The 13,572-nt window shown below is 67.5% G+C and carries 12 protein-coding genes and 4 pseudogenes; 11 read left to right on the top strand and 5 right to left on the bottom strand.

Features of this window, described 5'->3' with window-relative positions:
• From GJ633_RS08130 to GJ633_RS17115, 3 genes and pseudogenes are all read left to right on the top strand, one after another.
• Positions 1 to 923, top strand: a 923-nt coding sequence (locus tag GJ633_RS08130) for an alpha-ketoacid dehydrogenase subunit beta (protein ID WP_156588414.1), incomplete at its 5' end; no start/stop codon positions are given.
• Positions 924 to 948: 25 nt separating this feature from the next.
• Positions 949 to 1,695: a biotin/lipoyl-containing protein gene (locus tag GJ633_RS08125; RefSeq protein WP_197431289.1), complete on the top strand. Its 747-nt coding sequence runs from the start codon at positions 949 to 951 to the stop codon at positions 1,693 to 1,695.
• Positions 1,656 to 2,149: pseudogene (locus GJ633_RS17115) on the top strand (hypothetical protein); the annotation flags it as partial. The gene GJ633_RS08125 and the pseudogene GJ633_RS17115, both read left to right, overlap by 40 nt.
• A gap of 9 nt (positions 2,150 to 2,158) precedes the next feature.
• On the opposite strand, the gene GJ633_RS08120 reads toward GJ633_RS17115, so the two are convergent.
• A complete protein-coding gene (locus GJ633_RS08120) occupies positions 2,159 to 2,956 on the bottom strand; it encodes a creatininase family protein (RefSeq protein WP_156588413.1) in 798 nt (265 codons plus the stop codon).
• A 134-nt stretch (positions 2,957 to 3,090) separates the two neighbouring features.
• On the opposite strand from GJ633_RS08120, the gene GJ633_RS08115 reads away from it, so the two are divergent.
• The 5 genes and pseudogenes from GJ633_RS08115 (at position 3,091) to GJ633_RS08095 (ending at position 7,306) form a co-directional block, all read left to right on the top strand.
• Entirely contained in the window at positions 3,091 to 3,483 is a 393-nt protein-coding gene (locus tag GJ633_RS08115) for a nascent polypeptide-associated complex protein (RefSeq protein WP_156588412.1), read from the top strand.
• A complete protein-coding gene (locus GJ633_RS08110; RefSeq protein WP_321168975.1) occupies positions 3,480 to 4,262 on the top strand; it encodes a methyltransferase domain-containing protein in 783 nt (260 codons plus the stop codon). The genes GJ633_RS08115 and GJ633_RS08110 overlap by 4 nt, the downstream gene beginning before the upstream one ends.
• Positions 4,263 to 4,322: 60 nt before the next feature.
• Positions 4,323 to 5,443: pseudogene (locus GJ633_RS08105) on the top strand (pyridoxal phosphate-dependent aminotransferase).
• A gap of 137 nt (positions 5,444 to 5,580) precedes the next feature.
• Positions 5,581 to 6,783 carry a methionine adenosyltransferase gene (locus GJ633_RS08100; protein WP_156588411.1) on the top strand — a complete coding sequence of 401 codons (1,203 nt, stop codon included), beginning with the start codon at positions 5,581 to 5,583 and terminating at the stop codon, positions 6,781 to 6,783.
• 67 nt (positions 6,784 to 6,850) lie between these two features.
• Positions 6,851 to 7,306 carry a DUF5804 family protein gene (locus GJ633_RS08095; RefSeq protein ID WP_321168974.1) on the top strand — a complete coding sequence of 152 codons (456 nt, stop codon included), beginning with the start codon at positions 6,851 to 6,853 and terminating at the stop codon, positions 7,304 to 7,306.
• A gap of 493 nt (positions 7,307 to 7,799) precedes the next feature.
• Here GJ633_RS08095 and GJ633_RS18360 read toward each other — a convergent pair whose 3' ends face one another.
• A complete protein-coding gene (locus GJ633_RS18360; RefSeq protein ID WP_343160892.1) occupies positions 7,800 to 8,057 on the bottom strand; it encodes a TrkA C-terminal domain-containing protein in 258 nt (85 codons plus the stop codon).
• 78 nt (positions 8,058 to 8,135) lie between these two features.
• Positions 8,136 to 9,497 (bottom strand): annotated as a pseudogene (locus GJ633_RS18355) (cation:proton antiporter); the annotation flags it as partial.
• 52 nt (positions 9,498 to 9,549) lie between these two features.
• Between GJ633_RS18355 and GJ633_RS08085 the strand changes: the two are divergent.
• On the top strand, positions 9,550 to 10,392 hold the full coding sequence (locus tag GJ633_RS08085) for a sugar phosphate isomerase/epimerase family protein (protein ID WP_156588409.1): 843 nt from the start codon (positions 9,550 to 9,552) through the stop codon (positions 10,390 to 10,392).
• Here the strand turns inward: GJ633_RS08085 and GJ633_RS08080 are convergent, their stop codons facing one another.
• Positions 10,393 to 10,626, bottom strand: a complete 234-nt coding sequence (locus GJ633_RS08080; protein WP_156588408.1) for a hypothetical protein — start codon at positions 10,624 to 10,626, stop codon at positions 10,393 to 10,395.
• Between GJ633_RS08080 and GJ633_RS17750 the strand changes: the two are divergent.
• Positions 10,555 to 10,776: pseudogene (locus GJ633_RS17750) on the top strand (gfo/Idh/MocA family oxidoreductase); the annotation flags it as partial. The gene GJ633_RS08080 and the pseudogene GJ633_RS17750 overlap by 72 nt on opposite strands.
• Before the next feature lie 533 nt (positions 10,777 to 11,309).
• Here GJ633_RS17750 and GJ633_RS08070 read toward each other — a convergent pair.
• On the bottom strand, positions 11,310 to 12,221 hold the full coding sequence (locus tag GJ633_RS08070; RefSeq protein WP_156588407.1) for a 1,4-dihydroxy-2-naphthoyl-CoA synthase: 912 nt from the start codon (positions 12,219 to 12,221) through the stop codon (positions 11,310 to 11,312).
• Between the two features lie 274 nt (positions 12,222 to 12,495).
• On the opposite strand from GJ633_RS08070, the gene GJ633_RS08065 reads away from it, so the two are divergent.
• Positions 12,496 to 13,518, top strand: a complete 1,023-nt coding sequence (locus GJ633_RS08065) for an ABC transporter substrate-binding protein (RefSeq protein ID WP_156588406.1) — start codon at positions 12,496 to 12,498, stop codon at positions 13,516 to 13,518.
• Positions 13,519 to 13,572: the final 54 nt, after the last annotated feature.

The raw sequence follows: 13,572 nt of genomic DNA, 5'->3' as shown, positions 1-13,572 counted from the left end.
GCGAGGACGAGGACGTCCTCGTGTTGGGCCAGGACGTGGGGAAAAACGGCGGCGTGTTCCGAGCGACCGAGGGCCTGTTCGAGGAGTTCGGCGGCGACCGCGTCGTCGACACCCCGCTCGCGGAGTCGGGGATCGTCGGCTGCGCGGTCGGGATGGCCGCGATGGGGCTGCGTCCGGTCCCCGAGATCCAGTTCTCCGGGTTCATGTACCCCGGCTTCGACCAGATCGTCTCGCACATGGCGCGCTTCCGCGCGCGCAGCCGCGGCCGGTTCTCGCTGCCGATGACGCTTCGGGCGCCCTACGGGGGCGGCATCCGCGCGCCGGAGCACCACTCCGAGTCGAAGGAGGCGTTCTACGCGCACGAGGCCGGGCTGAAGGTCGTCATCCCCTCGACCCCGTACGACACGAAGGGGCTGTTGACGGCGTCGATCCGCGACCCGGACCCCGTGATATTCCTCGAACCGAAGCTGATCTACCGGGCGTTCCGCGAGGCAGTCCCCGAGGAGTCGTACACGGTGCCGATCGGCGAGGCGACCACGCGCCGCGAGGGCGACGACGTCGCGGTGTTCACCTACGGCGCCATGACCCGGCCGACGCTCGAGGCCGCCGAGAACCTCGCCGAAGAGGGGATCGAGTGCGCGGTCGTCGACCTCCGGACGGTCTCGCCGCTCGACCGCGAGGCGATCGTCGAGGCGTTCGAGGCGACGGGCCGCGCGGTGGTCGTCCACGAGGCGCCGAAGACGGGCGGGCTCGCCGGAGAGATCACGGCGATCCTCCAGGAGGAAGCCCTGCTGTATCAGGAGGCTCCGATCGGGCGAGTCACCGGGTTCGACGTCCCGTATCCGCTGTACGCGCTGGAGGACTACTACCTCCCGAGCGTCGCCCGCATCGAGGAAGGTATCACGGAGGCGGTGGAGTTCTGACCATGGTCGAGGAGGTGACTCACCCGTGACGATCGAGGAGTTCAGGCTGCCCGACGTCGGCGAGGGCGTCGCGGAGGGCGAGCTCGTCGAGTGGCTGGTCGCGCCGGGCGACCGCGTCGAAGAGGGACAGCCGATCGCCGAGGTCGAGACCGACAAGGCGCTCGTGGAGGTCCCGTCGCGGTACGACGGGGTCGTCGAGGAGCTGTTCGCCGAGGCGGGCGACGTCATCCCCGTCGGCGACGTGATCATCTCGTTCCGCGTGGACGAAAGCGGGGAGACCGGCGACGCGGCTGATGCGGACGCTTCCGCGGCTACGGACGAGGAATCGCCGGATGGGAACGACGAGCCGCCGGACGGAGGCGACGAACCGACGGCCACAGACGACGAACCACCGGACCGGGACGGCGGAGCCGACGAGCCCGCGACCGCGTCCGGACGGACCTTCGCACCGCCGTCGGCCCGTCGGCTGGCACGCGAACTCGGCGTCGACGTCGGAGTCGTCGACGGGAGCGGTCCCGGCGGGCGGGTGACGGAGGCCGACGTCCGAGCGCACGCCGAGGGCGACGTGGAAGGAGCCGGCGATGACGCGACGGGAGCCGGCGCGCCGGCTCCGCGGCCCGCCCCGACCGACGTCGGATCCGGTGATCGGAAGTCGGCCGTTCACGAGCGCGGCGGCGACGCGCCCGAACCGGCCGGCGCGACCGGACGCTGGCGACGCCCGCGACCCGGAAGGTCGCCCGCGACCGCGGCGTCGACGTCGACTGCATGGTGACCGACCTCGACAAGAACCCCGAGACTGCGGCGGCGTTGACCCGGGAAGGCGTCCCGGTCGCGGCCCACGCCCACGGCGACAACGTCCCCGCGGTCCGCGAGTGGCTCCCCCGGTTCGCCGACGCGTGGACGCTGGCGACGACGCAGGCCGCGCCGATCGGGCCGGTCCGAAACACGGGCGGGTTCACCGACGGCGACCGCGCCGCCTTCCTCGCCGACCACGTCGCGCCGGGGAACTCGTCTTCCCCGGCTGGGACTTCGACGACCCGGACGTGGGACCGGGGAAAGCGAAGAAACTCGCCTGGGCCGCCCGGCTGCTGCGCTGGCTGGAACGCCGTCGCGCCGAGCGCTTCCCGGTGCTCGACGGACGGCGAGCGCGCGTGGACGCGGAACTTTCGTCGGTCCTCGACTCCGCCGCGGTCGATCGGTTCTCGTCCCGCGACGGCGAGGAGTGAGCGTCGGTCCTACTTCGGGGCGCGTTCCGGGGTGCGTTCGACCCGGTCTTTCGGCAGCAGCTCCGCGCGGTCGCGGGCGTCGAGCCACTCGACGAGCTGGACGAGCTGGTCGGCGGCCGCCTCGAACAGCCGCTCGGCCTTCTCCGGCGTCACGTCGGTCGGGTCGCCGAACGCCCCGTTCGCGGAGTTGTCGACCGAGTCGTAGAAGGTGCGGGCGCCGTGGACGGTCGAGTCGGCGTCCTCGAGGTCGACGAGCCCGTGATCGCGGGCGTTCTCGAACTCCTCCGGTTTGACCAGGTCGGGGGCGATGTGGGTGATCATCGCGGTTTCCTTCGGGCCGGCGTGGGGGCCGTTGTGCTCGAAGAGGTCGTCGACGAGCTCCGGGATCGACTCGTCCCACATCCACTCGATCGCGTAGGCCGCACCGTCCACGTGGAGCCGGCGGCCCACCTCTCGGAGGTGCTGGACGTTGCCGCCGTGGGCGTTCACGTAGACGACGCGGTCGATCCCGTGGTACGCGAGGTTCCGGGTGAACGACTCGACGTAGTCGCGGAACGCCGGCGGGTCGACCCACATCGTGCCCGGGAACTGCCGGTGGTGGGGGCTGACGCCGACCGTGATCGTCGGCGTGCGGACGGCGCCCGTCTCCTCGGCGGCCGCGGTCGCGAGCGCCTCGGCGATCAGGTGGTCGGTCGCGAGCGGGAGGTGCGGACCGTGCTGCTCGGTCGACCCGAGCGGGACGACCGCGACGGACTCCTCCGACAGCGACTCGGCGAGCTCCGGCCACGTCCGGTCTGCGAGGTACATACGCGTTCGTCGCCTTCGAGACGTATCAACCCCGCCGTCTCGAATCGACACTCGCCGTCGCGAATCGACGCACCGCCGCGACCGCTCACGCCGTGTCGGCACCCTTTTTGTGCCGTCCGGCCGAATCGGACGACATGTTCGGAGGCGGCGGTATGAATCCACGGAAGATGAAGCAGATGATGAAACAGATGGGGATCGACGTCGAGGACATCGACGCCGAGCGGGTCGTCATCGAGACGGCCGACGGCGACCTCGTCTTCGACGACGCGCAGGTCACCAAGATGGACGCCCAGGGCCAGGAGACCTACCAGATCGTCGGATCGCCCGAGTCGGTCGACGACGCCGGCCTCGGCGGGGCGGGAGCCGCGGCGGTCGAGGGCGAGACGGCCGACGACGCGGGCGACGCGATCCCCGACGAGGACGTCGAACTCGTCGCCGAGCGCGCCGGCGTCCCGGAGGCGCGAGCGCGAGAGGCGCTAGAGGCGGCCGACGGCGACCTCGCGGCCGCCATCGCGGAGCTGGAGTGACCGACGACGCGTACCTGCTGGTCCACGAGGACCGGGAGTACCTCCTGGAGCCGGGCGCCGAGTTCGGCACCGACCTCGGCGTGATCGAGGTGCCCGATGACGTCGAGGCCGGCGACACCGTCGAGACGCACCTCGGGACCGGCTTCGAGGTTCGCGAGCTGCGCGGCCCGGACCTCTTCGACCACCTCGAACGCACCGGCGCGCCGATGATGCCCCGCGACGTGGGGCTGGTGATGGGACACACCGGGGCTGCGGGCGGCGACCGCGTCCTCGACGCCGGCACCGGCACCGGCATCCTCGCGGTGTACCTCGGACGCGCCGGCGCCGACGTGACCACGTACGAGGCCGATCCCGAGTTCGCCGAGGTCGCCCGCGAGAACGTGGCGACCGCTGGCGTCGAAGCGCGCGTCGAGGTTCGCGCCGGCGACCTCACCGAGGAGCTCGACGCCCTCGCCGCGGGCGAGCCGTTCGACGTGCTGACGCTCGACACGGGCGACGCGCCGGCGGTCGTCGAGCGCGCGCCCGACCTGCTGGTCGGCGGCGGGTTCGTCGCCGTCTACTCGCCGTTCGTCGAGGGGACTCGCGACGCCGAGCGCGCCGCCCGCGAGGCCGGGCTCGACGCGATCGAGACGGTCGAGACGATCCAGCGGGAAATGGACTTCTCCGAGCGCGGGTCGCGCCCCTCCACCGCCGGCGTGGGCCACACCGGCTACCTGCTGTTCGCCCGGGCGCCTGAGTCGGCGTTCGGGCGCTGTACCGCGTCGACGCCGACGGGGTGAGGCGTTCGAGCGAGTGCCGAGGTGACAAGAACTAACTCCCGGCGGCGCCCCCGGACGCGTATGACGAGGTTCTCAGACAGGGTCGAGCGGATCTCCATCAGCGGGATCCGCGAGGTGTTCGAGGCGGCCGGCGACGACGCGATCAACCTCGGGTTAGGCCAGCCCGACTTCCCGGCGCCGGAGCACGCGCGGCAGGCCGCCGTCGACGCGATCGAGGACGGGAAGGCGGACGCGTACACGGAAAACAAGGGGACGCGGTCGCTCCGGGAGGCGATCGCGGAGAAGCACCGGGCGGACCAGGGGATCGACCTCGACCCGGCGGACGTGATCGCGACCGCGGGCGGAGCGAGGCGCTCCACCTCGCCTTGGAGGCGCACGTCGACGCGGGCGACGAGGTGCTGATCCCGGACCCGGGGTTCGTCTCCTACGACGCCCTGACGAAACTGACCGGCGGCGAGCCGGTGCCGGTCCCGCTCCGCGAGGACCTCACGATCGACCCGCGCGAGATCGAGGCGGCGATCACCGAGGACACCGCGGCGTTCGTCGTCAACTCGCCGGGGAACCCCACGGGCGCGGTCTCCACGGAGAGCGACGTCCGGGAGTTCGCCCGCATCGCCGACGAGCACGACGTGCTGTGCGTCTCCGACGAGGTGTACGAGTACACGGTCTTCGACGGCGAGCATCGTTCGCCGGCGGAGTTCGCCGAGAGCGACAACGTCGTCGTCGTCAACTCCGCCTCGAAGCTGTTCGCGATGACGGGCTGGCGGCTCGGCTGGGTGTACGGAGCGACCGAGCGGATCGAGCGCATGCTGCGCGTCCATCAGTACGCGCAGGCGTGCGCTTCGGCGCCCGCCCAGTACGCCGCCGAGGCCGCGCTGCGGGGGGACCGCGAGATCGTCGACGAGATGACCGCCTCCTTCCAGCGGCGGCGCGACCTGCTGCTCGACGGCTTCGACGACATCGGTCTCGAGTGTCCGACCCCGCAGGGCGCCTTCTACGCGATGCCCCGCGTCCCGGAGGGGTTCGTCGACGAGTGTCTGGACCGCGGGGTGATCGTGGTGCCCGGTGAGGCGTTCGGCGAGGGCGGCCGCGGCTTCGCGCGACTGTCGTACGCGACCGACGAGGCGTCGCTCCGCGAGGCGCTCGACGTGATGGCCGAGGCCTACGATGCGGTCACGTAGCGCGGACGCGGTCGGGGCGCGAGGCTGCCGCGATCGACGCGAGGCCGACGCGTCCCGCAGCGAATAACTACAGTGCATTACTCGTCGAGAAGAGGTTTCCGCAAGTTATACTGCGGCCGACACAGTAGCCGGACGTAATGGAGCGGAACATACAGGTCAGCCGCCTCGACCGGCAGGCGGTCGAGGACCAGTCGGTCGAGATCGTCGAGCGGAAGGGGATCGGACACCCGGACTCGATCTGCGACGGTATCGCCGAGTCGGTGTCGCGGGCGCTCTCGCAGCTCTACTTGGACCGGGTCGGGAAGGTGCTCCACTACAACACCGACGAGACCCAGCTCGTCGCCGGGCGGGCGGCCCCCGCCTACGGCGGCGGGGAGGTCGTCGAGCCGCTGTACGTGCTCATCGTCGGCCGCGCCACGAAGGAGTACGAGGGCGAGCAGCTCCCGGTCGACTCGACGGCGCTCGCGGCCGCGCGCGAGTACCTCGCCGAGGCGATTCCGGAGCTGGAGTACGGCACCGACGTCGTCGTCGACGTCCGGCTCGGCGAGGGGTCGGGCGACCTCCAGGACGTCTTCGGCGAGGAGACCCAGGAGGTCCCGATGGCGAACGACACCTCCTTCGGGGTCGGGCACGCGCCGCTGACGGAGACGGAGACGATCGTCTACGAGGCCGAGCGCGCGCTCAACACGAGCTACCACGAGGACCACCCCGAGCTGGGACCGGACGTGAAGATCATGGGCAAACGCGAGGGCGACCGGATCGACATCACGGTGGCGGCGGCGATGGTCGATCGGTACGTCGACGACCTCGGCGACTACGACGACGCCGTCGGCGACGTCCGCGAGTTCGTCGCCGACCTCGCCGCGGAACACACGGACCGCGAGATCGCCGTCGACGTCAACACCGCCGACGACTACGAGGAGGGCTCGATCTACCTCACCGTCACGGGCACCTCTGCGGAGCAGGGGGACGACGGCTCCGTCGGCCGCGGGAACCGCGCGAACGGGCTCATCACGCCGAACCGACCGATGTCGATGGAGGCCACCTCCGGGAAGAACCCCGTCAACCACATCGGCAAGATCTACAACCTGCTGTCGACGCGGATCGCCGAGTCGGTCACCGACGAGATCGACGGGATCCGCGACCTGCAGGTCCGGCTCCTCTCGCAGATCGGACGCCCGATCGACGAGCCGCACGTCGCCGACGCGCAGATCGTCACCGAAGAGGGCGTGGAGTTGGCCGACATCGAGCGCGACGTCGTCGCCATCGTCGACGAGGAGCTGGCGAACGTCACCGACGTGACCCGTAGCGTCATCGAGGGCGACGCGTCCACGTTCTGAGCGCGGGGACCCCCCGGGCGGGTAACCGACCGCAAGCGATTTGCCCGCCGGCCGAGTCGGATCGCGTGTGACGCGGGTGTGTCTCCTCGGCGATCCGGACGTCGAACTCACGTACGAGCTGCTCTCCAGAGAGACGGCCCGAGACGCGCTCGCGACCTACGAGATCACGGAGCCGTTCCCGAACAGCGTCGCGGTCGACACGGTGAGCCTCGGCGCGGCGGTGTCCCTCCTGAACGACCTCGACTGGTACCTCGCGCGGTTCGTCGACGAGGCGTTCGTCCGCGAGCCCTCTATCGACCCGGACGAGTGGCTCTCCCGCGACCTCGCGCGTGCCGTCCGCGACGGCGACGTGCCCCCGGAAGAGACCGATCAGCGGCTGAAGGTGTTCGGACTCGTCGACGGCCGTCCCGTCGAACCGCTGTACGTCCGGCGCACGCAGGGGTCGATCCCCGAGTACGACCTGCGAGACGTCGACGAGACGCTCGTCGTCCGGGTGAGCGAAGCCGAGTTCTCCGGCGAGTAGCTCCCCGATACGGAAACCGATCCCAGCGATACGGAACCAGTCCCGCCGATACGGACCCAATCTCGTCGGTCACGGTGAGTGCTACTGTGTGGTACAGTAACAATCCTCTTAGTGCGGCACCGTTTCCATCGTCGACGCCACAGATTCGACAGGGGACGTCCAAGTCGCGCACGGTATCCGAGGGGGGACAGATTGCCGCCGCGTCCGCGACGACAAATCGCCTTTCAGAACTAATTGAATTCAAACATCTTTCCAAAATAATAGAATACATATATTTTTAGACTCGCTATCGAAGTGCTGTCGACGTGCGACCGGCAGTTCCAGCGGGCACCGATCTCCGCTTGCGCCACAGAGACAGGATCGTCGCCGACAGGAGACGTCACGGTGAACGCTCGCATCGCGGTGAACCCCTGTGTCGCGGTGAATTCCTGTGTTCTCCGAATACGAGGATCGTATGTCCTGATATCGTGCGGAAATACTAACAACTCGACTGTCACGTATTCTCCGTGTTACGTTGTACATACGCGATCGCATCGCGAACGGCCTCTCTTCGACCGATGAACGTCAAGTGGTCGCCAATCTCGATCCGATCGTCAGGCTCCGGGAGTCGGTTCGCCTCGTTCCGACTGATTAGCGCTAGGTGACACCCCTCCGATAGCTCATCTGTCAATTCGGACACCGTCTTTCCGGCGTGCTCGTTCGATGTGACTTCGATCTCCTGGACGTCGCCATCCTGGTCGAGTTCCCGCATCCACCGGGAAATGTCGGGCCGCTCTATGACGTTGTCCATCGACCACGCGACCGACATCGACGTCGAGATCGCTTCGATATCGATGTCCTCGAACGCGTCGAGATTCGAGGGTTCGTTCACGCGGGCCACCACGGTCTCGACGTCGTACGTGTTTCTCGCGAGCTGTCCGACGAGGAGATTCACGTCGTCGTCTCTCGTCGCCAGTGCGACGATTTTCGCGTTCTCGATACCGGCCTTCTCGAGGACCTGCTGTTCAGTTCCATCGCCGTTGTGAACCGTCCGCCCCGCCTGGCGTAACTCCTCGACCACCTGTTGGTCGTTCTCGATAATGACGACCTCTTCCTCCCGGCGTTCGAGGTGTTCTGCGAGCTCTCGTCCGACTCGGCCACCGCCGATAATGAGCACACGCATCGGAATCACGTCGAGTGTCTGGGCGATATGCCGGGCCAGCCCGCCTTCAAACACGACGGTCACGAAGATGACGAGAAAGACCGTTCCGATCAGCGTCGTCGCCGCAGTCGGGTTCGTCGAGTGGAGTTCGAGCGCGAACAGCGTCGCAACGCTTGCGGGAATGATCCCTCGAGGGCCGAGGGCACTGATGAAGAGCCGTTCGGGAACGGTCAGTCGGTCACCGACGGTACTGATGAGAACAACTGCTAGGCGAATAATGGCGGCGATGGCGATAACGGCGATGATACCGGCGACACCCAGTTCGAGGAAATCCCGGAGGGAGAGCAACGACGCGAGGGTGATGAACACGAACGCGATCACGAGCATCGAGACGTCACCTTTGAACTGCTCGATCGTGTCCCGGTAGAGAATGTCCGCGTTGCCGAGGATGAACCCACCAGTCGCGACTGCAGCGATGCCGGCTTCCGACGCACCAAACGCCGCCCCCAGCACTTCGGCAATCCCGTACATCGTCAACGAAGAGACGGGTACCATCAGTCGAACGTTCTGGGGTGCATTCTCGACCGCCTGCCTCCCGTATCGAAGAATTTACCACAGGACGCCCGCCACCGTCGCGCCGGTGAGAATCCCGAGGCCGAACCGGACGGCGAACTCCCGGACGAGCGTCGGTAATCCTTGTGACCCCCTCACGACGGACTCGAACATGCCGATCGCCAGGATGGCCGCCGTAACGTCGTTGACGACGCCTTCCGTTTCGAGCGTCGAGGCGACGTGTTCACGGACGGGAACGACGTTCATGATCGGGGTGATCACCGTAGGGCCGGTTGCGATGAGCAGTGCTCCGATGAGGAACGCGACGTCCCATGGCGCTCCGAGCACGTAGTGGACGACGAGGGCCGTCCCGACAAGTGATCCAAACGCCCCGAACGTGATCAATCGAAGCGTCTCTCGCTGCGCACTCCGAATCCGGTCGACGCGAAGGTGGAAGGCGCCCTCGAACACGATGATCGCGACGCTCAACCCGACGATCGCCTGGAGCGCGTTTCCGAAGAGTTAACTCGCCCTGCTCGCAGGAGGGCGTATGCCGAAGTACACGTACAACACCCTCTCGTACGTCGACGACGACAGTTTCGCACAGAGCGCCGAACGCCTCGCGCGCTACGGCTACGACGGGGTGGAGATTCTGGGCGAGCCCTCGAAGGTGGACACCGAGGCGGCCAAGACGGCCCTCGAGGAACACGGCCTCGAAGCCTCCTCCGTCGGCACCGTCTACACCGAGACCCGCGACATGACCGCCGCCGACCCCGAAATCCGGGAGAACGGCGTCGAGTTCACCATCGAGAACGTCGAGGTGGCCGCCGAACTCGGCGCAGACGTGGTGTGTCTGAGCCCCAACTACGTCGGCAAGGTCGAACCCGAGGACCCCCGTTATCGCGAGTGGGCCATCGAGGGCCTCTCCCGAGTCGTCGACTACGTGAACGAACGGGGTTACGACCTCACGCTCGGCCTCGAACCGTGGAACCGCTACGAGACCCACGTCCTCAACACCGTCGGGGACTGCCTGGAGACGCTCGCGGAACTCCCCGACGGCAACGTCGGCGTCTGGGCCGACCTCTTTCATATGAACATCGAGGAGACCTCGCCCGGGGCGGCGATACGCGAGGCCGGCGACGACCTCGTCCACCTCCACGTCGCGGACACGAACCGCCAGGTGCCGGGCGCCGGCCACTACGACTGGGAGCCGGTCGTCGAGGCCCTGGAGGCCATCGGCTACGACGGCTACCTCTCCTTCGAGGTTCTCCCCGCGACGGCGGACCCCTACGACGTGTTGTTGAGCGACGAGGTGGACGCGACGCCGTACCACGACGAGTACACCCGACGGGCCATCGAGTTCATGGAGGACGCCTGGGCGGCGTACGTCTGATTACCACGCGTCCTCGAGGACCGCCTCGACGGATTCGGCGTCCACGCTGACGCCCTCGGGGCGAGCGCCGAGGAGGCCGTCGTCGAGTATCGCTGCCGCGACGGCCGAGAAATCCCCGCGTTCGACGCCCCCCACGTCGCGCAGGCGTGCCGGCAAGCCGAGGTCGTCGCGGACGGACTCGACCCCTACGTCGACCGCTGGTGGCCCCCCGGACACGTCCTCGGCTGGGAACACACGTTCGTCCACGAGGACTACGAGTTCCTCTCGGCGGCCGCGGCCGGCGAATCGCACGTCCCGGACTTCGAGACCGGCCTGTCGGTCCAGCGCGTGCTCGCGGCGATCGAAGAGAGCGACGAGCGCGGCGAGTGGGTGAGCGTCAAATAATAATATATAGTGTACTTATACAGAAATACTAGAACAGATAGTATTCTGATCGTCGCAGATCGACCGCGTTTCCGACGCCGTTCACCGTCCTCTCACTGCCGTCCTTTCGCCGCCGTCCTCCTACTGCCGTCCGTCCGCCGCCATCTTCTCGCCGTCGTCTTCCCGCCGCCGTCCTCTCGCCGCCTTTCACCGTTCTCCCGGCGCCCTCCATCGTCGGTCAGGCGTCCGAGATGTCCGATTCGTATCCAAGAGGGACTCCGTTTCGACTCGGAAGATCCCAGTGAACGCTTGAATAAGCCACAAGAAACGCATCAATCATACGGATACGACACTAATCGGTCGAGATCGGAAGTTGCATCGATCGAACGCTCACACCGCGTGCTCGACGACATCGAAGACGCCGGATCGGTTCCAGAACAATCAATATAAAATATAATCTGTAAATCTGATATATTGTCGTTGGCTCGCTCAGCGATCCGCGTTCGACCGCAATTGACCGGCGCTCGAAACCGGTCGACCACGGACGATCGTCTTCAGTAGTGCCAGGGGAACTCCCGGAACTCGGGCTCGCGCTTCTCCAGGAACGCGTCACGGCCCTCCTGGGCCTCCTCGGTCATGTACGCCAGCCGGGTCGCCTCGCCGGCGAACACCTGCTGGCCGACCAGCCCGTCGTCGGTCAGGTTGAACGCGTACTTCAGCATCCGCATCGCGGTCGGAGACTTCTTCGTCATCTCGTCGGCCCACTCGACCGCGACCGCTTCGAGCTCCTCGTGGGGGACGGCCTCGTTGACCATTCCCATGTCTGCGGCCTCGGCGGCCGAGTACGTCTTCCCGCGGAAGAACACCTCTCGGGCCTTCTTCTGACCGATCTGTTTCGCGAGGTACGCCGAACCGAAGCCGCCGTCGAAGGAGGCGACGTCGGGATCGGTCTGGAGGAACTTCGCGTGCTCCTCGCTGGCGAGCGTGAGGTCACAGACCACGTGCAGCGAGTGGCCGCCGCCGACCGCCCACCCCGGGACGACCGCGACGACCGGCTTCGGCATGAATCGGATCAGCCGCTGGACCTCGAGGACGTGGAGTCGCCCGGCGCGCGCCTCCCGGACCAGTTCGTCCTCGTCGTCGGCCGCTTCGTCGTCGTCGCGGTACTCGTACCCGGACTCACCCCGCACCGACTGGTCGCCGCCGGCACAGAACGCCCAGCCGCCGTCCTCCTCGGCGGGGCCGTTGCCCGTGAGGAGGACACAGCCCACGTCCGCCTGCTTGCGGGCGTGGTCGAGGGCGGCGTACAGCTCGTCGACGGTACCGGGACGGAACGCGTTGCGGACCGCCGGCCGGTCGAACGCGATCCGGACGACCGGGACGTCGACGCCCCGGTGATACGTGACGTCGTCGAACTCGTCGGTGACCGGGTCCCACGCGTCGGGGTCGAAGATCTCCGAGACCATGCGCGGAGATTGGCGGGCGCACACATAAACGACGGCGGGTCGACGGAGAGCGGGACCGACGACGGCACGGAACTGTCGCAGGAGGACGGTTCGTCCGTACATCGATAGAGCAAATATTGCACCTATCGGATACGAGTACTCGCTGGATGTACCCCCACATACATCGCGTCCGACCACCAGATACAGTCGTATAGTTGGTGTCGATTTGTCACCGGAAACGGGCCCAAGTTGCTGGTGACATGATCGTATAGACGTTCGAAGCCGTCCATCGGATATGTACCAGCGAACGGCGTCAGCCTCGCGTCGGTCCTTCCTCGCGGCCGCTGGCGGCGCGGCGACGGTCGGACTCGCCGGCTGTCTCGGCGGAAACGGAGGACTCGACGAGCTGACGGTCGCGCACATGCCGATCTACCCGGATCTCCAGTGGTACGTGATGGAGGGTGAGGGGTACTTCTCGGAGATCGACGCCGGGGTGACGGGTCAGGAGTTCACCGACGGACCGGCGATCGTGCAGGCATTCGGCGGCGGCGACATCGACGTGGCGATGTTCGGGATCGTCCCGGCGATGATCGTCATCGACCGCGACATCCCGGCGCAGGTGACCGCGGCGAACATCCGCGAGCCGATGGCGATCATGGCCGAATCGTCGTTCCACGACACCTTCGAGGAGCACGGCGCGGAGGCGTTCGCGACGTGGGAAGAAGAGAACGGACAGCCGTTCCGCTTCGGGACCTTCCCGCAGGGGAGCGTCCCCGACGTGCTGCTCCGGTACTGGCTGCAGGACATCGGCGTCGATCCCGAGTCGAACGAGAGCGTCGAGATCATCGAGATCAACGGTGCCAGCGCGGTCTGGCAGGCGATCGCCAACGACGAGATCGACGGCACGTCGATCATGGAGCCGGTACCGACCATCGCCGAGGCGGAGGGATCGTCGGTGACGATACTCCGGACGGCCGCGGAGATCCTTCCCGGCCAACCCGCCGCGGTCACGCTGATGAGCGACGCGGTCCGCGAGTCGCCGTTGGCCGTCCAGTTCCTCGAACAGCACGTCCGTGCGACCGAGTTCATCGAGGAGAACCCGGACGCGACGGCCCAACACGTCGAGGAGGGGATCGGGATGCCCGCGGACCGCGCACGCCGCGCGCTCGACTCGCCGCTGTCGAACTTCATCACCGATCCCAACGAGATCACGGACGCGACGCAGGTGTTCTCGGAGTTCGCGGCGGAGAACGGACAGATCGACGCACAGCTCTCCACCGAGGAGATATTCGACCTCGAGGTCTACGACTCCCTCTGATGGCGATCGACACGACCGAACGGTTCGGGACGAGCGAGGAGGAGGGCGACGACG

The sequence above is a fragment of the Halorubrum sp. CBA1125 genome, assembly GCF_009742825.1.
Lineage (GTDB): Archaea > Halobacteriota > Halobacteria > Halobacteriales > Haloferacaceae > Halorubrum.
The sequence above is the reverse complement of the archived record's forward strand: the minus strand, read 5'-3'. Positions and strand labels throughout refer to the sequence as shown.

Coding starts and splice junctions, on each gene's coding strand:
- GJ633_RS08100 (WP_156588411.1), top strand. CDS start 5,581: ATGGAGCGGAACATACAGGTCAGCCGCCTCGACCGGCAGGCGGTCGAG.
- GJ633_RS18360 (WP_343160892.1), bottom strand. CDS start 8,057: ATGCGGGAACTCGACCAGGATGGCGACGTCCAGGAGATCGAAGTCACA.
- GJ633_RS08085 (WP_156588409.1), top strand. CDS start 9,550: ATGCCGAAGTACACGTACAACACCCTCTCGTACGTCGACGACGACAGT.
- GJ633_RS08120 (WP_156588413.1), bottom strand. CDS start 2,956: ATGTACCTCGCAGACCGGACGTGGCCGGAGCTCGCCGAGTCGCTGTCG.
- GJ633_RS08115 (WP_156588412.1), top strand. CDS start 3,091: ATGTTCGGAGGCGGCGGTATGAATCCACGGAAGATGAAGCAGATGATG.
- GJ633_RS08070 (WP_156588407.1), bottom strand. CDS start 12,221: ATGGTCTCGGAGATCTTCGACCCCGACGCGTGGGACCCGGTCACCGAC.
- GJ633_RS08065 (WP_156588406.1), top strand. CDS start 12,496: ATGTACCAGCGAACGGCGTCAGCCTCGCGTCGGTCCTTCCTCGCGGCC.